The organism is Kitasatospora sp. NPDC058046, assembly GCF_042885595.1.
In the GTDB taxonomy this organism is placed as follows: Bacteria; Actinomycetota; Actinomycetes; order Streptomycetales; family Streptomycetaceae; genus Kitasatospora.
In genome coordinates this window covers 610,446-632,366 of the sequence record NZ_JBHVRS010000002.1, presented here as the reverse complement: position 1 = coordinate 632,366, position 21,921 = coordinate 610,446, and the positions used below count along the sequence as shown (strand labels likewise).

The 21,921-nt window shown below is 73.1% G+C and carries 16 protein-coding genes and 1 tRNA gene; 2 read left to right on the top strand and 15 right to left on the bottom strand.

The annotated features are described in order from the left end of the window. Positions 1-78: 78 nt before the first annotated feature. From ACFVU7_RS07155 to ACFVU7_RS07120, 8 genes are all read right to left on the bottom strand, one after another. Positions 79-1,191 (bottom strand): LCP family protein, encoded by a 1,113-nt coding sequence (locus ACFVU7_RS07155; protein WP_388044593.1) that lies wholly within the window; start codon positions 1,189-1,191, stop codon positions 79-81. Between the two features lie 140 nt (positions 1,192-1,331). Continuing rightward, positions 1,332-3,434: a transcription termination factor Rho gene (gene rho / locus ACFVU7_RS07150; RefSeq protein ID WP_198959321.1), complete on the bottom strand. Its 2,103-nt coding sequence runs from the start codon at positions 3,432-3,434 to the stop codon at positions 1,332-1,334. Positions 3,435-4,036: 602 nt separating this feature from the next. Further along, positions 4,037-4,975, bottom strand: a complete 939-nt coding sequence (thrB, locus tag ACFVU7_RS07145; protein ID WP_049655887.1) for a homoserine kinase — start codon at positions 4,973-4,975, stop codon at positions 4,037-4,039. Between the two features lie 364 nt (positions 4,976-5,339). Beyond that, positions 5,340-6,440: a threonine synthase gene (thrC, locus tag ACFVU7_RS07140; protein WP_388044592.1), complete on the bottom strand. Its 1,101-nt coding sequence runs from the start codon at positions 6,438-6,440 to the stop codon at positions 5,340-5,342. A 10-nt stretch (positions 6,441-6,450) separates the two neighbouring features. Then, complete coding sequence (locus ACFVU7_RS07135; protein WP_049655891.1) at positions 6,451-7,743, bottom strand: homoserine dehydrogenase; 1,293 nt, start codon at positions 7,741-7,743, stop codon at positions 6,451-6,453. A 138-nt stretch (positions 7,744-7,881) separates the two neighbouring features. Further along, positions 7,882-9,273: a diaminopimelate decarboxylase gene (gene lysA, locus ACFVU7_RS07130; RefSeq protein WP_388044591.1), complete on the bottom strand. Its 1,392-nt coding sequence runs from the start codon at positions 9,271-9,273 to the stop codon at positions 7,882-7,884. An 89-nt stretch (positions 9,274-9,362) separates the two neighbouring features. Beyond that, a complete protein-coding gene (gene argS / locus ACFVU7_RS07125) occupies positions 9,363-11,024 on the bottom strand; it encodes an arginine--tRNA ligase (RefSeq protein WP_049655895.1) in 1,662 nt (553 codons plus the stop codon). A gap of 83 nt (positions 11,025-11,107) precedes the next feature. Continuing rightward, positions 11,108-11,563 carry a response regulator gene (locus tag ACFVU7_RS07120; RefSeq protein WP_380776557.1) on the bottom strand — a complete coding sequence of 152 codons (456 nt, stop codon included), beginning with the start codon at positions 11,561-11,563 and terminating at the stop codon, positions 11,108-11,110. A gap of 224 nt (positions 11,564-11,787) precedes the next feature. Here ACFVU7_RS07120 and ACFVU7_RS07115 point away from each other — a divergent pair. Next, a tRNA-Arg gene (locus ACFVU7_RS07115) sits at positions 11,788-11,859 on the top strand. A 123-nt stretch (positions 11,860-11,982) separates the two neighbouring features. On the opposite strand, the gene ACFVU7_RS07110 is transcribed toward ACFVU7_RS07115, so the two are convergent. The 4 genes from ACFVU7_RS07110 to ACFVU7_RS07095 form a co-directional block, all read right to left on the bottom strand. Then, the gene (locus ACFVU7_RS07110) at positions 11,983-12,960 is read right to left on the bottom strand and encodes a serine protease (RefSeq protein WP_074001447.1); all 978 of its coding nucleotides are present in this window, start codon (positions 12,958-12,960) and stop codon (positions 11,983-11,985) included. Between the two features lie 108 nt (positions 12,961-13,068). Then, positions 13,069-14,001 carry a carbohydrate kinase family protein gene (locus tag ACFVU7_RS07105; RefSeq protein ID WP_049657742.1) on the bottom strand — a complete coding sequence of 311 codons (933 nt, stop codon included), beginning with the start codon at positions 13,999-14,001 and terminating at the stop codon, positions 13,069-13,071. Between the two features lie 84 nt (positions 14,002-14,085). Continuing rightward, positions 14,086-15,699, bottom strand: a complete 1,614-nt coding sequence (locus ACFVU7_RS07100) for an MFS transporter (protein WP_074001445.1) — start codon at positions 15,697-15,699, stop codon at positions 14,086-14,088. 182 nt (positions 15,700-15,881) lie between these two features. Continuing rightward, a complete protein-coding gene (locus ACFVU7_RS07095; protein WP_049657741.1) occupies positions 15,882-17,606 on the bottom strand; it encodes a DUF885 domain-containing protein in 1,725 nt (574 codons plus the stop codon). 119 nt (positions 17,607-17,725) lie between these two features. Here ACFVU7_RS07095 and ACFVU7_RS07090 point away from each other — a divergent pair, with 119 nt between their 5' ends. Beyond that, positions 17,726-18,460 (top strand): TetR/AcrR family transcriptional regulator, encoded by a 735-nt coding sequence (locus ACFVU7_RS07090; protein WP_380740226.1) that lies wholly within the window; start codon positions 17,726-17,728, stop codon positions 18,458-18,460. 75 nt (positions 18,461-18,535) lie between these two features. Here the strand turns inward: ACFVU7_RS07090 and ACFVU7_RS07085 are convergent, their stop codons facing one another. The 3 genes from ACFVU7_RS07085 to ACFVU7_RS07075 form a co-directional block, all read right to left on the bottom strand. Continuing rightward, the gene (locus tag ACFVU7_RS07085) at positions 18,536-19,387 is read right to left on the bottom strand and encodes a fumarylacetoacetate hydrolase family protein (protein WP_375876482.1); all 852 of its coding nucleotides are present in this window, start codon (positions 19,385-19,387) and stop codon (positions 18,536-18,538) included. A 204-nt stretch (positions 19,388-19,591) separates the two neighbouring features. Continuing rightward, a complete protein-coding gene (locus ACFVU7_RS07080) occupies positions 19,592-20,803 on the bottom strand; it encodes a serine/threonine-protein kinase (protein WP_388044590.1) in 1,212 nt (403 codons plus the stop codon). Positions 20,804-20,918: 115 nt separating this feature from the next. Beyond that, complete coding sequence (locus ACFVU7_RS07075; RefSeq protein WP_387821987.1) at positions 20,919-21,899, bottom strand: ABC transporter substrate-binding protein; 981 nt, start codon at positions 21,897-21,899, stop codon at positions 20,919-20,921. Positions 21,900-21,921: the final 22 nt, after the last annotated feature.

The following is a 21,921-nucleotide window of genomic DNA, read 5'->3' as shown; positions in this document are numbered from 1 at the left end:
GGGACCGACGGACCAGTCTGCCAGGACCGGCCGCATCTTCCCAAACCGGGTCGCGTTCCGGGATATTCCGGACCCCCCTCAGCGGGTGGCGGTGGCCTTCGCGGACGGCTTCCCCGCGGCCGGCGCGGGGGCCGTGGGGGCCGCCTGGGCGGGGTTCTCCGGCTGTTCGGAGACGATCGCGGAGGGGAACGGCTGGTCGGCCTTGAGCGCCGCCCAGACCTGCCCCGCCTGCGGCTGCAGCGGGACCACCCGGTTCGGGTCGCTGGGGGCCGTCTCCACCGGCAGGGTGACCATGCTCAGCTGGTCCGGACCTATCCCCTTGAGCTCCTGGGCCAGCCCCACCAGCGAGTTCACCGAGCCGAGCGCGGAGTCGGTGGTGATGCTCCTGGTCACGGTGTCGCCGACCGACCACAGCTTGACCGGGTTGGTGAGCATCCCGCTCCCCCCGACCTGCTGCAGCAGCGACTTCACCATCTGCTTCTGGAGCTCGATCCGGCCGAGGTCGCTGCCGTCGCCGACGCCGTGCCGGGTGCGCACGAAGGCCAGCGCCTGCTGTCCGTCCAGGTGGTGCTCGCCGGGCGGCAGGTCGAGCCCGCTGTCCTTGTCGTGGATGGCCACCGTGGTGGTCACGGTGGCCCCGCCTATCGCGTCCACGACCCGGGCGAAGCCGGCGAAGTCGACCTGCAGGTAGTGGTCCATCCGCAGCCCGGTGAGCTGCTCGGTGGTCTTGACCGCGCAGGCCGCGCCGCCGCTCTCGAAGGCGCTGTTGTACATCGCGCGCTTGGCGCCGGGCACCGGCTTGCCGTTCGCGTCGACGCAGTCGGGGCGGGCGACCAGGGTGTCGCGCGGGATCGAGACGATCTGGGCGCCGGAGTGGGCCTGGTTGACGTGCACCACCATCGCGGTGTCCGAGCGGGCGGTGCCGCCGGTGTCCCCGCCGGCGACCGAGCCGTTGTCGCCGGCCCGCGAATCGGAGCCGAGCACCAGGATGTTGAAGGAGCCGTCGGTGGCGGCCGGCGGCCGGGCGTCGCCGAGCCGGGCGTCGATGTCGACGCTGGTGATGTTCCCGTTGAGCCTGAAGTAGGCGAAGAGGCCCGCGCCGGCGCCGAGGACGACGAGCGCGGCGAACGCGCAGGCGGCCGTCCGCAGGATTCTGCGGCGGCGACTCAGGACCCTCTTGTGCTCGGCCATACGGTCCAGAGTAAATCGGACAACATGATCCAAACGCCCCCAAGGTGTCCCGACTCTGGAACAAAGCGGCCAGGACGCACGGAACCCCGGACCGCTCGCGCGATCCGGGGTTCCGTGCTTCGACAGCCGTCCGGCTACGGTCAGTCGCCGGAGCCGGGGGTGGTCTTGGCGATCTGCATCAGGAACTCGGCGTTGCTCTTGGTCTGCTTCATCTTGTCCAGGAGCAGCTCGATCGCCTGCTGAGAGTCGAGCGCGTGCAGCACCCGGCGGAGCTTCCAGACGATGGCCAACTCCTCGCTGCCGAGCAGGATCTCCTCCTTGCGGGTGCTGGAGGCGTCCACGTCGACGGCCGGGAAGATGCGCTTGTCCGAGAGCTTCCGGTCGAGCTTGAGCTCCATGTTGCCGGTGCCCTTGAACTCCTCGAAGATCACCTCGTCCATGCGCGAGCCGGTCTCGACCAGCGCGGTGGCCAGGATGGTCAGCGAGCCGCCGTTCTCGATGTTGCGCGCGGCACCGAAGAACTTCTTCGGCGGGTACAGCGCGGTCGAGTCGACACCACCGGACAGGATGCGGCCGGAGGCCGGCGCCGCCAGGTTGTAGGCGCGGCCGAGGCGGGTGATCGAGTCCAGCAGGATGACCACGTCGTGGCCCAGCTCCACCAGGCGCTTGGCGCGCTCGATGGCCAGCTCGGCGACGGTGGTGTGGTCCTCGGCCGGGCGGTCGAAGGTCGAGGAGATGACCTCGCCCTTCACCGACCGCTGCATGTCGGTGACCTCTTCCGGACGCTCGTCGACCAGGACGACCATCAGGTGGCACTCGGGGTTGTTGTGGGTGATCGCGTTGGCGACCGCCTGGAGCACCATGGTCTTGCCGGTCTTCGGCGGCGCGACGATCAGACCGCGCTGGCCCTTGCCGATCGGCGACACCAGGTCGATGATCCGGGTGGTCAGCACGCCCGGGTCGGTCTCCAGGCGCAGCCGCTCCTGCGGGTAGAGCGGGGTGAGCTTGTTGAACTCGGGGCGGCCGCGGCCGCTCTCCGGGTCCATGCCGTTGACGGAGTCCAGGCGCACCATGGCGTTGAACTTCTCGCGGCGCTCGCCCTCGCGCGGCTGGCGCACCGCACCGGTGATGGCGTCGCCCTTGCGCAGGCCGTTCTTGCGGACCTGGGCGAGCGAGACGTAGACGTCGTTCTGGCCCGGCAGGTAGCCGGAGGTGCGCACGAACGCGTAGTTGTCGAGGATGTCGAGGATGCCCGCGACCGGGATCAGGACGTCGTCCTCGCCGACCTGCGGCTCGGCCACGCCGGCGGCCTCGAAGCCGTCACGGCCACGACGGCCGCGGCGGTCGCGGTAGCGCCCGCGCCGGCCGCGGCGGCCCTCGCCGAACTCGTCGTCCTCGTAGCCGCCCTGCTGCTGGGCCTGCGGCTGCTGGGTCTGCTGGCCCTGACGGCCCTGCTGCTCGGCCTGGCCGCCCTGCTGCTGGCCGCCGCCCTGCTGGGGCTGGCGGTCGGCGCGCTCGCGGCGGTTGCGGCGGTCGCGGCGCGACTCGCGGCTGTCGCCGTCCTGGGCCTCGCCGCCCTCCTGGCGGTCGGTGCGCTCGGTGCGCTCGGTGCCCTCGCGGCGGTCACGGCGCTCGCGGCGGTCGCGACGCGACTCGCGGCCGTCCTCGCGGCCCTCGAAGCCGCGGGTCTCGGCCGGGCGGGCCTCGGCCTGCTTCGGCTCGGCGACCGCGACGGCGGCGGGCTCGGCGGCGGCCTCGGCGACCGGGGCGACGGGCGCGCCGGCGGCCGAGGTGGCCCGGCGGCGGGTGCGCTCGGTACGGGCGGGCGCGGCGGTCTCCGCGGCGGCCTGGACCGGGATCTCGATCTGGGCCTGCGGCTCGGCGGCGGCCGGGGCCTCGGCCTTGGCGGCGGCGGCCTTGGTGCGGCGGGCCGGCTTCTCGGCCGGGGCCTCGGCGTCCGCCTTGGCGGCGGTGCGCTTGGCGGCCGGGGCGGTGCCGCCGGCGGCGAGCAGCGGGTCCCCGCCGCTCTTCTCCTTGATGGTCTCGATCAGCTGGCTCTTGCGCATGCGTCCGGTACCGGTGATGCCAAGGTCCGCGGCGAGCTTCTGGAGCTCGGCCAGGACCATGCCGTCCAGGCCCGCGGCGGCACTGCGGCGGCGCCGCGCCGGAGCAGCGGGGGCGGCGGCTGCGTCCGACGCCTCTGCGTCCGGGCGCGCGCCCATCAGATCGGTGGAGTCGCTCACTAAGGGTCCTTCCCTGGAGCGGACGTCGGCCTGTCTGGCTCGGCGACCGGTTGTGCTGTCCTGACCAACGCTCGACTGCGTCGGTCCGAGGCGGTGATCCCTCGAATGGCGGGAGCCTGTCGAGAGAGGGTTACGTGCGAGGTGCGGTGCGTGAAGCACGGTGGTGCTGAGTGGCGCGTGGGCCGGTCGTGTGTCGACCTCCCCTGAGGGCGTAACCCCCACGCTTCCTGCGAATCCCGGGCCCCCGTCGCGTGACGGTGGCCCGTGCTCCGCCCGTCCTGGCCTCAGGTGGGAGGCTGCGGGTGGGAGTCAGGTGCCGTCACGGCTTCGGGATGCGGCCGCATGTCGCGCAGGCAGGCTGCGTACGCGCTGCGGTGGGCTCCCGGAGAATCGTCGCCCCGTGCATCGCCGGGACTCCACTGCCGTGGAGCGCTGGGATCGGGACGCGGCGCACCTAGCCCCGGAGGGCACCTGGTGCAGCAATGAGGTTAACACTACCGACCCCCTCAGACATTCCCCAGCCTTGCGCTTGCCAATCGTGTCCGTCGGACCCGGCTCGGCAGGGTGCCGGCGCCGGGTCCCGAGCGGCCCGTTCAGGCTGCTCAGACGTCCAGCGGGAGCACGACGGCCCCGGTGCGGTCGACGTCCAGCCGGTGCGCGGCGAACGCCGGGTCGCCGCCGTGGCCGTGGTGTCCGGCGAAGGAGAGCACCTTGTCGGCGCCCGCCTCGTCGGTGAGGGCCAGGACGGTCGGACCGGCGCCGGAGACGACCGCGGGGAAGCCCTCGGCGCGCAGGGCGCCGACCAGCGCGGCGCTGTCCGGCATGGCGGAGGCGCGGTAGTCCTGGTGCAGCCGGTCCTCGGTGGCGGCGAGGAGCAGTTCGGGGCGCCTGGTCAGCGCCTCCACCAGCAGTGCGGAACGGCCCGCGTTGACGGCCGCGTCGGCCAGCGGGACGGTCTTCGGCAGCAGTCCGCGCGCGGTCTCGGTGAGCACCTCGCCGGCCGGCACGAACACCACCGGGACGACCTGCTCGGACGGCTCCAGCACGACCGCCTTGGCCGACTCCTCGTCGGTCCAGGCGATGGTGAAGTTGCCGCGCAGGCAGGCCGCGACGTTGTCGGGGTGGCCCTCCAGCTCGGAGGCGAGGGCCAGCAGCGCGTCGTCGTCCAGCGCGGACCGGCCGCCGATGGTCACCGCGCGGGCGGCCACGATGCCGGCGCAGATGGCGGCCGAGGAGGAGCCGAGGCCGCGGCCGTGCGGTATCCGGTTGGCGCAGACCACTTCGAGGCCGCGGGGCTGGCCGCCGAGCCGGTCGAAGGCGGCGCGCATCGAGCGGACCAGCAGGTGGCGCTCGTCGCGCGGCAGCGTCTCGGCGCCCTCACCGGCGATGTCGACGGAGAGGCCGGAGTCGGCGACCCGGACGACCACGTCGTCGTACAGACCCAGCGCGAGCCCGAAGGCGTCGAAGCCCGGGCCGAGGTTGGCGCTGGTCGCGGGAACCCTGACCCGGACGGCGGCGGCACGGAACGCGGGACCGGCCATACGGTGGACTCTCCTGGGGTAAATCGGGCGGCGCGGAGCGCGTCGTCGGTGCGAGGGTGGGAACGGACCGCGGCCCCTCCGGGGGGCGGGCGGTCGCGGTGTCGGCGCGGCCCGGACCCGCCGGGCCCGGGGCATGTGCCACACGGCCGAAGCCAGAGTATCGAAGAGAGGTTCCCGAGCGGTACACCCCGTGGGCCTTCGATCTGGTGTGTTGCCGTTCTGGCCGGAAATGCTCACCCCTCCCCGTCGACGGGAGGGGTGGAAAAGGATCGCAATGCGGAACCCAATGGACACAAAAGTGTCAGGGGGGAACTCCGACGGGCCGACCCTCGAAAGGGTCGGCCCGTCGGGGCGTCAGGACCCTTTACCGGTCGAGCAGTCCGAGGCTGCGGGCGGCCGCCTCCGGGTCGATCGGGACGATCTGCGGCTGCGGCGCGCCGGCCACCGCCCAGTCCGGGTCCTTCAGGCCGTTGCCGGTCACGGTGCAGACGATCCGCTGGCCCGGGTCGACCAGGCCGGCCTCCGCCTTGGCCAGCAGACCGGCCACCGAGGCGGCCGAGGCGGGCTCCACGAAGACGCCCTCCTGCGAGGCCAACAGCCGGTAGGCGGACAGGATCTGACGGTCCGTCACCTTGTCGATGAGGCCGCCGGACTCGTCCCGCGCGGCGAGCGCGAAGTCCCAGGAGGCCGGGTTGCCGATCCGGATCGCGGTGGCGATGGTCTGCGGCTTGAACACCGGCGCGCCGTCCACGATCGGGGCCGAGCCGGAGGCCTGGAAGCCCCACATCCGCGGGGTGCGGGTGGCGAGGCCGTCGGCCGCGTACTCGCGGTAGCCCTTCCAGTACGCGGTGATGTTGCCCGCGTTGCCGACCGGCAGGACGTGGATGTCCGGGGCGTCGCCGAGCATGTCGACGATCTCGAAGGCCGCGGTCTTCTGGCCCTCGATCCGCACCGGGTTGACCGAGTTGACCAGCGCCACCGGGTACTTCTCGGACAGTTCACGCGCAAGGGTGAGGCAGTCGTCGAAGTTCCCGTCGACCTGGAGGATCCTGGCGCCGTGGACCAGCGCCTGGCCCATCTTGCCGAGGGCGATCTTGCCCTGCGGGACGAGCACCGCGGAGACCATCCCGGCCCGCACCGCGTACGCGGCGGCGGAGGCCGAGGTGTTGCCGGTGGAGGCGCAGATGACCGCCTGCGCGCCCTCCTCCTTGGCCTTGGAGATGGCCATCGTCATCCCGCGGTCCTTGAAGGAGCCGGTCGGGTTGGCGCCCTCGACCTTGAGGTAGACCTCGCAGCCCGTGCGCTCGGAGAGCACCTGGGCGGGGACCAGGGGCGTGCCGCCCTCCAACAGGGTGACCACCGGGGTGGCCGCGGTGACCGGCAGGCGGTCCCGGTACTCCTCGATCAGGCCGCGCCACTGGTGGGTGTGCGCGCCTCGGACGACGTTCTCGGCAACGGCGTTCATGGCTGGTTCCTTATTCCCCTTCGACCCGCATGATGCTGGCCACGTCCCGCACGCTGTCCAGCGCGCGGAGCTTGTCGACCGTCGCCGACAGCGCGGCGTCGGTGGCACGGTGGGTGACCACGACGAGCGAGGCGTCGCCGTCGCGGCCCTGCTGGCGCACGGTGTCGATGGAGACGCCGTGCTCGGCGAAGACGGATGCCACCTGGGCGAGCACGCCCGCGCGGTCGTCCACGTCGAGGCTGACGTGGTAGCGGGTGACCACCTCGTCCATCGGCTTGGCCGGCAGCCGCGTGTACACCGAGTCACCGGGGCCGGTGGCGCCGGCGAGCTTGTTGCGGCAGACCGCGACCAGGTCGCCGAGCACCGCGGAGGCGGTCGGCGAGCCGCCCGCGCCGGGGCCGTAGAACATCAGCCGGCCGGCCGCCTCGGCCTCGACGAACACCGCGTTGTACGCCTCGCGGACGGAGGCCAGCGGGTGCGACAGCGGGATCATCGCCGGGTGGACGCGCGCGGTGACGGACTCGCCGTCCGCGGCCCGCTCGCAGATCGCGAGCAGCTTGACCACGCAGCCCATCTCCTTGGCGGAGGCGATGTCGGCCGCCGTCACCTCGGTGATGCCCTCGCGGTAGACGTCCGCCGCGGTGACCTTGGTGTGGAAGGCGATGCCGGCCAGGATCGCGGCCTTGGCGGCGGCGTCGAAGCCCTCGACGTCGGCCGTCGGGTCGGCCTCGGCGTAGCCCAGCGCGGTGGCCTCCTCCAGCGCCTCCGAGTAGCCGGCGCCGGTGGTGTCCATCTTGTCGAGGATGAAGTTGGTGGTGCCGTTGACGATCCCCAGCACCCGGTTGACCTTGTCCCCCGCGAGGGACTCGCGCAGCGGGCGCAGCAGCGGGATCGCGCCCGCCACCGCGGCCTCGTAGTACAGGTCCACCCCGGCCTCGGCGGCCGCGGCGTGCAGCTCGGTGCCGTCCTTGGCGAGCAGCGCCTTGTTGGCGCTGACCACCGAGGCGCCCTGCCGGAAGGCGGACAGGATCAGCGATTTGGAGGGCTCGATGCCGCCCACCACCTCGACCACCACGTCGATGTCGCCCCGGTTGACCAGGGCCTCGGCGTCGGTGGTGATCAGGTGCTCGGGGACGCCCGGGCGGGTCCGCCCGGCCCGGCGGACCGCGATCCCGGCCAACTCGACCGGAGCGCCGATGCGAGCGGCGAGGTCGTCGGCCGTCGTCGTCATGATGCGCGCCACCTCGGAGCCCACCACACCACAACCCAGCAACGCCACCTTCAGCGGGCGCGTACGCATCATCCGACTCCGCTCTGCATTCTTCTGCTTCGGTAATTTCCGGCGGGTTTTCCTGGACCGCCGGGAACTTCGGTCTCTACCAGTCTCCGGGACTTTCCGTACGGATCTACGGTCGTTCCATGATCTGAGACGAGGATTTCGTCATCCGATATCCAGACGCAGGAGATCCTCCTCCGTCTCGCGCCGGACGATCACCCGCGCCGCACCGTCCCTGACGGCGAGCACGGGGGGCTTGAGGGCGTGGTTGTAATTGCTCGCCATCGACCGGCAGTAAGCGCCGGTGGCGGGCACCGCGATCAGGTCGCCCGGGGCCAGGTCGGCCGGCAGGAAGGCGTCCCGGACGACGATGTCGCCGGACTCGCAGTGCTTGCCGACCACCCGCACCAGCATCGGCTCCGCGTCGCTGGTGCGCGACACCAGGGCCACCGAGTACTCGGCGTCGTACAGCGCGGTGCGGATGTTGTCGGACATCCCGCCGTCCACGCTGACGTAGGTGCGCAGGCCCTCCAGCGGCTTGACGGTGCCGACCTCGTACAGCGTGAACGCCGTCGGGCCGACGATCGCCCGGCCCGGCTCCACGCTCAGCCGGGGGGCGTCCAGGTTCGCGGCGGCGCACTCGCGGCGGACGATGTCGGCCAGCGCGGCCGCGATCTCGGCCGGCTCGCGCGGGTCGTCCTCGCTGGTGTACGCGATGCCGAGGCCGCCGCCGAGGTCGATCTCGGGCAGCTGGACGCCGTGCTCGTCGCGGATCCCGGCCAGCAGGCCGACCACCCGGCGGGCGGCCACCTCGAAGCCCGCCATGTCGAAGATCTGCGAGCCGATGTGCGAGTGGATGCCGCGCAGCTCCAGGCTGTCGTGGCCGAGCACCCGGCGCACCGCCTCGGCGGCCGCCCCCCCGGTGAGCGACAGCCCGAACTTCTGGTCCTCGTGCGCGGTGGCGATGAACTCGTGGGTGTGCGCCTCGACGCCGACGGTGATCCGGATCAGCACCCGCTGGCGCACGCCCTGGCGGGCGGCGATCGCGGCCAGGCGCCCGATCTCCTCGTAGGAGTCGACCACGATGTACCCGACGCCGGTCTTCACCGCGTGCTCGAGCTCGTCCGCCGACTTGTTGTTGCCGTGCAGCGCGATCCGCTCCGGCGGCATCCCGGCGGCCAGGGCGACCGCCAGCTCGCCCGGGCTGCACACGTCGAGGTTGAGGCCCTCCTCGTGCAGCCAGCGCACGACGGCCTTGGAGAGGAACGCCTTCCCGGCGTAGTAGACGTCCGCGCCGGTGCCGAAGGCGTCCCGCCAGGCGCGCGCCCGGGACCGGAAGTCCTCCTCGTCCAGCACGTAGGCGGGGGTGCCGAACTCGGCGGCCAGCCGCTTGACGTCGATGCCGCCGACGGTCGCCACGCCCTCGGCGTTCCGGGCGACGGTGCGCGACCAGACCTTGGGGTCGAGCGCGTTCAGGTCGGCGGGCGGGGCCTGGTAGTGGCCCTCGGGCAGGACGTCGCCGTGACGGGGGCCTGCCGGGTGTGCGGAGCGACTCATCTTCGGAGATCCTTCGAGACCTATGGCGAGGGGCGGCGACGGTCCACGTTGACCGTCAGCCGCCCCCGCCGTGCGCTTGGGGGTGGTGCCTACATCCGCTCGGGCGCCGTCACGCCCAGGAGCGTGAGTCCGTTGGCGAGCACGGTGCGCGTCGCCTCGACCAGCCAGAGGCGGGCGCGGTGCGTGTCGGAGAGCTCCTCGTCGCCCTTGGGCAGGAACATGCAGTTCTCGTACAGGCGGTGGTACTTGCCCGCGAGGTCCTCCAGGTAGCGCGCGACCCGGTGCGGCTCGCGCAGCTCGCCGGCCGTGGCCAGCACCCGCGGGAACTCCGCGAGGTGGCCGAGCACGTCGGACTCCCACTCGGTGGCGAGCAGCTCGGGCTTGAACTGCTCGACCGTGCCCTTGTCCACGCCCAGCTCGGCGGCCTTGCGGGCCACGCCGCACATCCGGGTGTGCGCGTACTGGACGTAGAAGACCGGGTTCTCGTTGGTCTGGCTGGTCAGCAGGTTGATGTCCAGCGTGATCGTCGAGTCCGTGGAGGAGCGCGCCAGGGTGTAGCGGGCGGCGTCCACGCCGATCCACTCGATCACGTCGTCGATCGTGATGATGTTGCCGGCCCGCTTCGACATGCGGACCTCTTCGCCGTCGCGAAGCATCTTCACGAACTGGCCGATCTTCACCTCGATGTTGTGGTCCATGTCGTCGCCCGCGCAGGCCGCGATGGCCTTGAGGCGGTTGACGTAGCCGTGGTGGTCGGCGCCCAGCATGTAGAGCGCGACCTCGGCGCCGCGGTCCCGCTTGGACAGGTAGTACGCGGCGTCGGCGGCGAAGTAGGTCTTGTCGCCGTCGGCCTTGACCAGGACGCGGTCCTTGTCGTCGCCGAAGTCGGTGGTGCGCAGGAAGACCGCGTCGTCCTGCTCGAAGACGTGGCCCTGCTCGCGCAGCCGGTCGATGGCCTTCTCGACCGCGCCGGAGTCGTGCAGCGTCTTCTCCGAGAACCACACGTCGAAGTGGGTGCCGAACTCGTCCATCGAGCGCTTGATCTCGGCGACCATGAGCTTGAGGCCCTCGGTGCGGAAGACCTGGAGCTGCTCCTCCTCGGAGAGGTCGAGCACGCCGGGGATCGCGTCGGTGAGCGCCTTGGCGATGTCGACGATGTACTCGCCGACGTAGCCGTCCTCGGGCGCCGGGCGGCCGTTCGCGGCGGCCTGCAGCGAGGCGGCGAACTTGCCGATCTGCACGCCGGCGTCGTTGAGGTAGTACTCGGTGGTGACGTCGGCGCCGGAGGCCCGCAGCACGCGCGCCATCGAGTCGCCGACGGCGGCCCAGCGGACGCCGCCGATGTGGATCGGGCCGGTCGGGTTGGCGGAGACGAACTCCAGGTTGATCCTCAGGCCCTTGAGGGCCTCGTTGCGGCCGTAGGCCTCGCCCGCCTCGACGACGGTGCGCGCGAGCGCGCCGGCGGTGGCGGTGTCCAGGGTGATGTTCAGGAAGCCCGGACCGGCGATGTCGACCTTGGCGACGCCGGTGATCCCTCGCAGGCGGTCGGCCAGCAGCTCGGCAACGGCTCGCGGCGGCTTGCCGGCCGCCTTGGCGAGCTGGAGGGCCACGTTGGTCGCGTAGTCGCCGTGGTCCCTGTTCTTGGGCCGTTCGACCGTCACGTGCTCGGGCACGGCGACGGCCAGCTCGCCCGCCTCGACGGCGGAGCTCACTGCGGCCTGGATTGCCTGGGAAAGGTCTGCGGGGGTCACGACGCCAAGCGTAGGCGAGACGGGGTGCCCGCCCGCCACCCGGTTTACCGGTTGAGACGCCGGTGCGCCGTGGTTACCGGGTCTCAGCCGCGATCCGTCCGCTCTGTTCGCTCAGGGCGAACTACGTCGGACGGACCGGCACGGCGCCCGCCGGACGGACCGGCGGACTGTTCCGCGAGCCCCATCAGGCGCCGGACCAGGGCCACCAGGTCGGCCGGGTCGAAGGGCTTGCCGAGGTAGCCGTCCACCCCGACCGTCTCCCCCAGGTCGAGGTCCGCCGGGGTGCAGGCGCTCACGATCGCGATCGGCAGCCGGCTGGTGTCCGGGGTCGCGCGCAGCCGGGCCGCCGTCCGCAGGCCGTCCAGCCTCGGCATCACCACGTCCAGCGTCACCACGTCGGGCCGCACCCGGCGGACGACCTCCAGGCACTCGGCGCCGTCGGCGGCGGTCACCACCTCGAAGCCCTCGAGCTCCAGGTTGACCCTGATCAGCTGGCGGATCACCTCGCTGTCGTCCACCACGAGGACCCGCCCGGACACTCCCGACACCTCACCGAGGGTATCGGCGGCCCCGCCGCCCCGTCCGGCCTTTGGGCACTTCCGCCCCCCACCCGGTACACGGCCCGATCCCCGGGTCGATCCGCCGCCCGAGTCGCGGCCCGATCCGCGGCCCGGACGATCTTCGGGGAAACCCGTGCACGGACCACCGCCGGAGCCTGGTACTGTTCTCACGTCGGAAGCGCGAGCGACCGACAGGCCAACAGGCCCCCGTAGCTCAGGGGATAGAGCACCGCCCTCCGGAGGCGGGTGCGTAGGTTCGAATCCTACCGGGGGCACTTCGCAGGAAGTGCAAGTCAGGCCCAGATCAGTGGAGTTGATCCACGGATCTGGGCCTTTGTCGTATGCGGACGCGCGACCGGGTCCGGGCCCGGGTGGGGGCCGGGTCCGGACCCGGTGTCTCAGGAGGCGGCCGCCTCGGCCTGGGTGTACAGGTCCGCGATGGTGTGGTCGAAGAGGGCGCTGTACGAGATGTCGTCGGTGTCGCCGCCCTGCTGGTAGCCGCCGATCGCGCCGATCACGTCGCCGGTGGCGGTGTTGATCCACGGGCCGCCGCTGGTGCCGCCCGGGTAGGCCGGGCAGTGGACGACCCGCTGGTAGGCGCTCTGCTGCCCGGTGGTGTTGGTGCACAGGACGGGCGCCTCGGCGTCGGCGGGGTAGCCGTAGAGGCGGACGGTGGCGCCGAACGGCTCGTCGGTGCCCAGCCGGTTGCCGCCGACCACGTCCTCGACGTTGCGGCCGTTACTGGGGGCGGTCTCCAGGATCGCGAAGTCCTCGTCCTCGTCGCCCTTCTGGGACCAGCCGGCGGTGGTGTGGATCGCGGTCACCCGCCAGGTGCCGTACGGGGCGGAGCCGTCGCGGTAGCCGGGGGCGAAGGTGACGCCGTCGGTGCTGCTGAGACAGTGCGCGGCGGTCAGCAGCAGGTTGCCGGTGGCGCTGTGCAGCACGCTGGCGGTGCAGAAGTGGTCGCCGGCCGTCGGCGTGCCGCTGAACAGCGCGCCGACCGTCCCGGTCTCACGGTCGCCGGCCGGCGCCGGGGCGGTGGTGCCGAGCGCGACGTCGGCGGCGGTGGTGGTCGGGGCGGCCGGCGCGGCGGCGGGGGTGGCCGTCGCGGTGGCCGTCGGGTCGGCGGTCGGCGCCGCGGAGGGCGTGGGGGCCGCGACCGGGGCGGGCGGGGCGACCGCCGCCGGGTCGGCGGCCGGGACGGGCACGGCGGCCCGGGTGCTGCGGGCCGCCTTCCCGGCGGCCGTCGTGTCGGACAGGTCCAGCCCGTGCGTCCCGGTCAGCACCGCGGCGACCGCCACCGCGGACAGCGCGGTGAACAGGGACGGGGCCAGGAGTCTGCGGCGGCGCGAGCCCTCGCGGCGGTGCTTGCCCATGCCTGTCTCTCCTGCCGGGGCGGTCGGTGGCGTCGTTCGGTGAACGACTATGGCGCCTCAGCCTGGAAAGGGCGTGACCGGCTCCTTGGAGCTCGATGAGAAATACCGTCAGCGCGTCAGCACCGCGTCCAGTTCTGCGGCTCCGACGAAAGCGGTGTGCGTCCCGGCGGCGGTGCAGGCGAAGGCCCCGGCCACCGTACCGGCCCGGGCGCAGTCCAGCGGCGGGCGGCCCTGGAACCAGGCGTACAGGAAGCCGGACACGAAGGCGTCCCCGGCGCCGTTGGTGTCCACCACCGGACGGCCCGGGTCGACGGCCGGCAGCCGGCGCGGCGCCGGGTCGTCCCGGGTGAGCAGGTGGCAGCCCTCGGCGCCGGCGGTGGCGACGACCACCCGCGCGCGCCCCTCGGCGAGGATCGCGCGCATCACCTCCTCGTGGCGGCCGCGGCAGCCGGCCACCGAGAGGAAGACCAGGTCGGAGCCGAGCGCGTAGTCGCGGTGGTGCGGGTCGGCGCCGTCCCAGTCGTGCAGGTCGGTGGAGGTGGTGCGGCCGAGGCGGTGCAGGTCGCCGTACATGTCCCGGTTGACGCCGGTGATGGACAGGTGGACGTGCCGGCTGCGCTCGGCGTACGGCAGACAGAAGTCGCGCGGCAGCCGCAGGTCGGCGGGGTGGCGGCCGTCGAAGAAGGAGAACCGGCGGCCGGCCGGGTCCACCAGGTTGACCCCGCGCGGGGTGCCGTACGGGCTCACCAGGTGCGCGAAGTGCAGTCCGTGGCGCGCGTAGTGGGCGCGGACCAGGTCGCCCTGGGGGTCGTCGCCGAGGAAGTCGATGAACGCGGTGCGCAGGCCGAGGTGGTGGGCGCCGAGGGCGACGCCGTTGCCGGTGTGGCCGACGTAGTCCCGCACCGGCTCGACGAACCGCGAGTCGCCGGGCGGGAGTTCCAGCCGCTCGACCCGGACGATGGTGTCCACGCCGCTGCCGCCGACGACGAGCAGGTCGAACTCGGGCGGCGCGGCCTCGGGTGAAACGGTCTCGGACGGCACGGCGGCGCCTCCTTGCTTCCTGGACGGTGGTGGCCAGGAGTCAAGCAGGCGCCGGAGGTTGACTGCAAGGACTTGCTGCAAATTTCAATCGGCAGGTGGCCGCTCCGGACCCGCCTCGGCCCGGACCTCGGCCCCGGTCTCGACGTTCGCCCGGACGTCGGCCCGGGCCACGGCCCGCGGGCTCGGCCGCCCGTCCACCGCCCGTACGGCGGACGCCGATGCCGCCCCGCCCTCGACGGCGGTGGCCGCGACCGGCGTCGGCCGGTGGTCGATCATCAGCACCGCGACCAGCGCGGCCGCCAGCAGCACGCCCATCGCCACCCAGGTCGCGACGACGTAGCCGTGCACCGCGCCCTGGGCGCGCACCGCCGGGTCGGCGGCGATCCGGGTGGCCAGGAAGCTCGCGGTGGCGCTCGCGGCGACCGTGTTCAGCAGCGCGGTGCCGACCGAACCGCCCACCTGCTGCGCCGAGTTGATGGTGGCCGAGGCCGCGCCGGCCTCGTTCGGGGCGACCCCGAGGGTGGCCAGGCTCATGGCCGGCATGAACACCAGGCCCATGCCGAAGCCGATCAGCAGTTCGGCGGGCAGCACCATGCCGGCCCACGGGCTGTCCACCCGCATCTGGGTCAGCCAGGCCATGCCGCCCGCGGCGAGCAGCAGGCCGGGGCCGATCAGGTTCCGGGACGGCACCCTGGTCATCATCCGGGCCGCGAAGCCCGTCGAACTCAGCACGATGGCGACCGTCATGGGCAGGAAGGACAGGCCGGACACGATCGGCGAGAAGTGCTTGATGGCCTGGAGGTAGTAGGTCAGGAACAGGAACAGGCCGAACATGCCGACCATCGCCAGGCCCACCGAGAGCGCGCCGCCGCCCCGGTTGCGGTCGGCGACGATGTGCAGCGGCAGCAGCGGGTGCGCGGTGCGCCGCTCCACCAGGACGAACGCCGCGAGCAGCGCCACGCCCAGGACCAGCGGGCCGATCACCAGGCCGTCGCCCCAGCCCCTGGTCACGGCCTCGGAGGTGCCGTAGACGATCGCCAGCAGGCCGCCGCAGCCGAGCAGCGCCCCGGGCAGGTCCAGCCGCAGCCGGCGGCCCTTCCCGACGTGGTCGCGCTTCAGCACGTTGAAGGCCGCGAAGGCGGTGACGGCGGCGATCGGCACGTTGACGAACAGGCACCAGCGCCAGTCCAGGTACTCGGTCAGCAGGCCGCCGGCGATGAAGCCGATCGCGGAGCCGCCGCCGGCGATCGCGCCGAAGATGCCGAAGGCCGTACTGCGTTCCCGCGGATCGGAGAAGGTGGTGGAGAGCAGCCCCAGCGCGGAGGGGGCGAGCAGGGCGCCGAACGCGCCCTGGAGGGCGCGGGCGCCGAAGAGCATGGCGGGGCCGACCGCCGCGCCGCCGAGGGCGGAGGCGAGGGCGAAGCCCAGCAGGCCGACGGTGAAGACGCGCTTGCGGCCGAAGAGGTCGCCCAGCCGGCCGCCGAGCAGCAGCAGGCCGCCGAAGGCCAGCGTGTAGGCGGTGATCACCCACTGCCGGTCGGCGTCCGAGATGCCCAGGTCCCGCTGGGCGGACGGCAGTGCGATGTTCACGATGGTGATGTCGAGCACGATCATGAGCTGGGCGGTGGCGATGACGGCCAGCGCCCACCAGCGGCGGCGGTCCGCGTCCTCATGACCGGCGACGGTTCTCGCAGTCACTGGTCGAGCCTTCCGGAGTGGGGCGGAGAGGTCACGCAGTCGCCTTCCAGCCAAACCCCGCTCCGGACGGATGGCAAGGAAAAACCTCACCAAATCAGACCTTCAGGACAAAAGAACCAGGCCCCCGGGGCTGCGGACCGAGTCCCGGGGGCCTGGTTCCACGGCTCGCGCCGCGTGGTGGCTCAGAGCGCCGAGAGCTCCTCGACCAGGTCGTCCAGCCCCAGCGAGCCCTGCGAGAGCGCCGCCATGTGCCAGGCCTTGAGGTCGAACTCCTCGCCGCGCGCCTCGTGCGCCGCCTTCGCCGCCGCCCGGCCGCGCAGCCAGGCGCGCTCGCCCAGCTTGTAGCCGATCGCCTGGCCGGGCAGGCCCAGGTAGCGGACCAGTTCGCTGTCCAGGAAGTCGGCGGACAGGCCGCAGTACAGGCCGAAGAACTCCCGGGCGTGCTCCGGGGCGACCGGCTCGCCCGGCCGGTACGGGGAGTCCGCCGGGAAGTCCAGGCCCACGTGCATGCCGATGTCGACGATGACCCGCAGCGCGCGCATCATCTGCGCGTTGAGGTAGCCCAGGCGGTGGCCCGGGTCGGTGAGGTAGCCGAGCTCGTCCATCAGGCGCTCGGCGTACAGCGCCCAGCCCTCCAGGTTGGCGCTGACCCCGCCGAGGCTCACCTGGTAGGTGGAGAGCCGGTCGGCGACGTAGTTCCACTGCGCGAGCTGGAGGTGGTGGCCCGGGACGCCCTCGTGGTACCAGGTGGAGACCAGGTCCCAGACCGGGAAGCGGTCCCGGCCGACCAGCGGCAGCCAGGTCCGCCCGGGGCGGCTGAAGTCCAGCGAGGGCGCGGTGTAGTACGGCGCGGCGGCGCTGCCCGCCGGGGCGATCCTCGACTCGACCCGGGTGACCGGCTCGGCCAGGTCGAAGTGGGTGCCCTGGAGGTCCCGGACGGCCTGGTCCATCAGGCCCTGGAGGTACTCCCGGGCGGCCTCGGCACCCTCGATCGCCGGGCCGTCCGACTCCAGCCAGCGCATCGCCGCGAGCGGACCCGCGCCCGGCAGGACCTTCTCGGCCTCGGTCTCCATCTGCGCCAGCAGGTCGTGGAACTCGCTCCAGGCCCAGGCGTAGGCCTCGTCGAGGTCCAGGTCGGCACCGGTCCAGTAGCGCACCCAGCGGACGTAGCGCTCCCGGCCCGCGGTGTCCGGGGCGCCGGCCGCGGCCGGGCCGTACACGTCGCGCAGCCAGTCGCGCAGCTCCGCCAGCGCCTCGGCGGCGGCCACCGCGTGCTTCGACAGCTCGGGGTGCAGGCCCTCCGGCGCGCCCTGGACGAAGGTGCCGAACCAGGCACCGGGCACCCGCTCGGCGGCGGGCGCGTCCTCGCCCAGCCACTCGGCGAACTGCCCGAGCACCGTGGCCACCTGGCGCGGGCCGGACAGCAGGCCGCGCTCGACGCCCTCCGTCAACGTGCGCCGGTACTGCGCGAACGCCTCCGGGAGCCGCGCCATCCGGCGGCCGATCACCTGCCACTCGGCCTCGGTGTCGGTGCCCATCAGGGTGAAGGACTCCCGCACGTCGTGCACCGGGGAGCCCAGGTTGCGCAGCGAGCGGAAGTTCTCCCCCGCCTCGTGGACGGCGAGTTCGGCGGTCAGCCGCTCGCGCAGCAGCCGGGCGCAGCGGCGCTCCGCCTCGTCGTCGGCGGCACCGGCCCGCTCGGCCTCGTCGAGCTTCGCCAGGGTGCGGCGGGCGAGGTCGGCGACGGCCTCGGGACCGGCCGGGGAGAGGTCGGGAAGCCGGTCGTCGTCAAGGTTGAGACCGAGGTACACCGCGGTCAGCGGGTCGAGCTCGGCCAGTTCGCGGACGTGGTCGTCGGCGATGCGGCGAGGGGTGGCGCCGTCGGCGGTGATCAGTTCTTCACGCATTCGGACATCATTTCGTGGCGCGGCAGCTTTGCAACCCCTTTGCGAGCCGGGTTCGCCTGCGAAAATCCGTTCGGCGCGACCGGATCCGATCCGTCCGGCGCCCATTACGCTTGGCCGCCATGGAAGCCAGCCCCGCCCCGGCCGCACCCGAGCCGCGCCCGCGCCGCACCGGCTACCGGCGGCTGCCGGTCCAGCAGCGGCGCGAGCAGCTGATCGCGGTCGCCCTGGAGCTGTTCGCCTCCCGGCCGCCCGAGGAGGTGGGCCTGGACGACGTCGCCGAGGCCGCCGGGGCCTCCCGCCCGCTGGTGTACCGCTACTTCGCGGGCGGCAAGCAGCAGTTGTACGAGGCCGCGCTGCGCACCGCGGCGGACGAGCTGAGCAGCCGCTTCGCGGTACGGCTGAGCGGGACGCCGTCCGAGCAGCTGTCGGCGGTGCTGGACGGCTACTTCGCCTTCGTGGCCGAGCACGACGCGGGCTACTCGGCGCTGCTGCGCGGCGGTTCGGTGGTGGAGACGGCCCGCACCTCGGCGATCGTGGACGACGTCCGGCGGGAGGCGCTGCGCCGGACGCTGCGCCACCTGGGCGTGCGGGAGGCCGGGCCGCGGCTGACGCTGCTGGTGCGCTCCTGGATCGCGGTGGTCGAGGGCGCGTCCCTGAGCTGGCTGGACGAGGGGCGCGCGCTGCCGGTGGCGGAGCTGCGCGACTGGCTGGTGGACCAGTTCACGGCGATGGCGGCGGCTACCGCGCTGCACGACCCGCAGACGGCCGAGGTGCTGGCGGGGGTGCTGGCGCTGGAGGGGCCGCGGCCGGAGCGGGCGGAGCGGCTGCGGGCGGTGCTGGGCGGCGGCTCCTAAGGCGGCGCGGCCGCACCCGAGCGGTGCCGGCGCCCCTCCCGACCCCCGTGCCAAGGGTCGGGGCGGCCTGCGTGATTACGCCTTGCCGAGCACCTGGCGCTGGCGGCCGAGCCCGTCGACCTCGATCTCGACCACGTCGCCCGGGGCGAGGTACGGCGTGCCGGGGCGGCCCAGGGTCACCCCCGCCGGGGTGCCGGTGATGACCACGTCGCCGGGCTCCAGCACCATGAACCGGCTCGCGTAGCGGACCAGTTCGAGCACCGGGAAGACCATCTCCGCGGTGCTGCCGTGCTGCCGCCGCTCGCCGTTGACCCACAGCCGCAGGGTCAGCGCCTGCGGGTCGGCCACCTCGTCGGGGGTGACCAGCCAGGGCCCGAGCGGGGTGAAGGTCTCCGCCGACTTGCCCTTGTCCCACTGGCCGCCGCGCTCGAACTGGAAGGCCCGCTCGGTGACGTCGTTGGCGATCGTGTACCCGGCGATCACCCCGGCCGCCTCGGCGTGCGAGTCCAGGTAGCGGGCGGTGCGGCCGATCACGACCGCCAGCTCGGCCTCGTAGTCGGTCTTCTCGCCGCCGCGCGGCACCAGCACCTCGTCGTACGGGCCGACCACGGTGGAGCCCGGCTTGAGGAAGATCACCGGCTCGGCCGGGATCGCGGCCCCGGCCTCGGCCGCGTGGTCGCGGTAGTTGAGCCCGATGCCGACCACCTTGCCCGGCCGGGGCACCGGTGCGCCCACCCGCAGGCCGTCGAGGTCCAGCACCGGCAGGACGCCGGCGGCCGCGTCCCGGGCCAGTGCGGCCGGGTCCAGCCCGGCCAGGAAGGCCCCGTCGAGGTCGCGGGTCCGCCCCGAGAGGTCGTACGCGGTGCCGTCCTCACCCAGGACGACCGGGCGCTCGGCGCCCGCGGGTCCGACGCGCAGGAGCTTCATCGATCCGTCACCAGCCTTTCGTCGCAGCTCACCGGGGCGGCCCGGAGGCCGCTCCCGAGTCCGGCAACGAGGTATACCAACGCGCCGGGGCGGCGGGCCAGACCGTCCCGATGGGCGAAATCCTCCCGGTTGGCGCTCCGGCCGCCGCCCCGGCTCGGCGGCCCGCACGGTTGACACCCCGGGGGCCGACCGTGCGGAGGCGGCTCAGCCGTCCTGCGCGCCGCCGCCGAGCAGCGCCGCCAGGGCGACGGCCCGCGGCCGGCCCGGGCCGAGCCGGGCGGCCTCCCGCTGCCAGTGCGCGAGGTCGCGCCGGGCGTCCGCCCGGGCCTCCGGGGTGGCGCCGGGCACCTGGGCCAGCTCGTCCAGCAGGGCGGCGGCCGCGCCCGGGCTGCCGTCCCGGGCCACCCAGAGGGCCAGGTCGTGGCAGGTGCGCAGGGTGCGCGGGTCCTCCGGGCCGCAGATCCGGGCGAAGTCGGGGACGAGTGCGGTGAGGATCTCCACCGCCTCCGCGGCCTCGCCGGCCTCCCCGTGCCGCCAGGCCCGGTCGGCCCGCCGGCGCAGCTGCTCCGGGCTGGGGTCGTCCGGGCGCAGCATCCCGGGCCGGATGGCGCGCAGCCGCTCCAGCACCTCGGCGGCGCCGGCCGGCCGCTGTCCGGGCCGCTTGGCGAGCAGTTCGGCGACCAGCCCGGCCAGGGCCGGGTCCTTGCCGCGCACCCGGGGCGGGACCTCCTCCAGGTGCTTGTACATGTACTCGGCGGCCGAGGCGGCGCGGAACGGGCGGGTGCCGGTGCAGACCTCGTACAGCATGATGCCGAGCGCGTAGAGGTCGGCCCGACCGTCCACCGGGCCGCCGGACCAGCATTCGGGCGCCAGGTACGGGACGGTGCCGACCACGTTGCCGGTGGAGGTGAGCCGGACGGTCTGGGTGACCAGTCGGGCGATGCCGAAGTCCAGGACCTTGGCCCGCTCCCCGTCCTCCACGATCATCACGTTCTCGGGCTTGATGTCCCGGTGGACGATCCCCGAGCGGTGCGCGGCGTCCAGCGCCTTGCACACGTGCCGCATCCAGCGCAGCCCCTGCTTGTGGTCCGGCCGGCCGTCCTTGAGCACCTCGGACAGCGCCCGGCCGCGGACCAGCTCCATCACCAGATACGGGATCTTCCCGGAGCCGGACTCCGTCCACCCGTAGTCGTACACGGTGACGATGTGCGGGTTGTTGAGGCCGCCGGCCGTCCGGGCCTCACGGACGAACCGGCTGACCGCCTCCCGGTCGGTGGCGTGCTCGGCGAGCAGCACCTTGACCGCGACCGGCCGGTCGATGGTCGTGTCGGTCGCCCGCCAGACCACGCCGAAGCCGCCCCGGCCCAGCTCCTGCTCCAGCCGGAAGCGGCCGCCGAGCACCTCGCCCTTCTCCATTCCCTCCCCCAACCCGACCGCGCCCGCTCGGCGTTCGCCGCCGGAGGGGTCGGAGGGGTCACCATAGCGGCGGGCGGGGACGAACGGGTGAACGAGCCGGGCGCACTTCCGGCAGCTACGGCTTGGGCAGCCCGGGCGGGTTGATCTCGGAGCTCTTCACGGCCTCGTTGTCCAGGCCCCAGCGCTTGAGCACCTGCCCGTACGTGCCGTTCCTGATCACCTCGTCGATCGCCCCGTTCAACGCCTTGACCAGGCCGTTGTCCTTCCGGGTGGTCGCCGCGATCTTGCCGAGGACGTCCGCGCCGCCGCCCGAGTAGGTGCCGACGACCTCGGTCTCGCCGGTCTGCACGGCGTGGAAGGCCAGGCTGGGGTTGGGGCCGGTGTAGACCTCGATCCGGCCGGAGGAGAGCGCCAGGTAGTACTCGGTGCCCTGGAAGTACTTGATGTCGATCGGCTTGAGGCCGTTCCTGACGTTCTCCTCGCTCCAGGAGACCAGCAGCTTCTCCTGGTTGGTGCCGGTGGCGACGCCGACCGTCTTGCCCGCGAGGTCCCTGGGGCCGGTGACCTTGAGGCCGCCGCCCTTCTTCGCCTCGAAGCCCAGGACGTCCAGCCGGTAGGTGGCGAAGTCGTACTTCTCCTTGCGCGCCTCGGTGACGGTGATGTTGGACAGGCCCACGTCGTACTTGCCGCTGTCCAGGCCGACGAAGATGTTCTCCCAGGAGACCGGGTTGAACTCGACCTTGAGGCCGAGCACGTTGCCGATCAGGAGGGCGAGGTCCGGTTCGACGCCGATGATGGTCTTGTCGTCGTTGGCGTAGAAGTCCAGCGGCGGGGTGGAGCCGATGGAGTCGACGACGCTCAGCGTCCCCTTCCGTCTGATCTCCTCCGGGACCAGCGCGGCGATCGCGTCGACCTTGGGCGTGGTGACCCGTTCCTGGTTCGGCGACAGGTTCACCACCGTGCCGTCCGGCGCGGTGCTGCCCTTGGCCGGGGCGAGCTCCCCCGCCGCGCCCGTGGCGCCGCTGCCGCAGCCGGCCAGGACGAGGGCTGCGGTGAGCGCGGCGGCGGTCACGAGGGCGCGACGGGGTAGGGACATGGCGGAACTCCTGCTCGGTGAA

Excerpts from the sequence above, each read along its gene's own strand:
- ACFVU7_RS07155 (WP_388044593.1), bottom strand. The coding sequence starts at position 1,191 with ATGGCCGAGCACAAGAGGGTCCTGAGTCGCCGCCGCAGAATCCTGCGG.
- thrB (WP_049655887.1), bottom strand. The coding sequence starts at position 4,975 with ATGGCCGGTCCCGCGTTCCGTGCCGCCGCCGTCCGGGTCAGGGTTCCC.
- thrC (WP_388044592.1), bottom strand. The coding sequence starts at position 6,440 with ATGAACGCCGTTGCCGAGAACGTCGTCCGAGGCGCGCACACCCACCAG.
- ACFVU7_RS07135 (WP_049655891.1), bottom strand. The coding sequence starts at position 7,743 with ATGATGCGTACGCGCCCGCTGAAGGTGGCGTTGCTGGGTTGTGGTGTG.
- lysA (WP_388044591.1), bottom strand. The coding sequence starts at position 9,273 with ATGAGTCGCTCCGCACACCCGGCAGGCCCCCGTCACGGCGACGTCCTG.
- ACFVU7_RS07110 (WP_074001447.1), bottom strand. The coding sequence starts at position 12,960 with ATGGGCAAGCACCGCCGCGAGGGCTCGCGCCGCCGCAGACTCCTGGCC.
- ACFVU7_RS07095 (WP_049657741.1), bottom strand. The coding sequence starts at position 17,606 with ATGCGTGAAGAACTGATCACCGCCGACGGCGCCACCCCTCGCCGCATC.
- ACFVU7_RS07090 (WP_380740226.1), top strand. The coding sequence starts at position 17,726 with ATGGAAGCCAGCCCCGCCCCGGCCGCACCCGAGCCGCGCCCGCGCCGC.
- ACFVU7_RS07085 (WP_375876482.1), bottom strand. The coding sequence starts at position 19,387 with ATGAAGCTCCTGCGCGTCGGACCCGCGGGCGCCGAGCGCCCGGTCGTC.
- ACFVU7_RS07080 (WP_388044590.1), bottom strand. The coding sequence starts at position 20,803 with ATGGAGAAGGGCGAGGTGCTCGGCGGCCGCTTCCGGCTGGAGCAGGAG.
- ACFVU7_RS07075 (WP_387821987.1), bottom strand. The coding sequence starts at position 21,899 with ATGTCCCTACCCCGTCGCGCCCTCGTGACCGCCGCCGCGCTCACCGCA.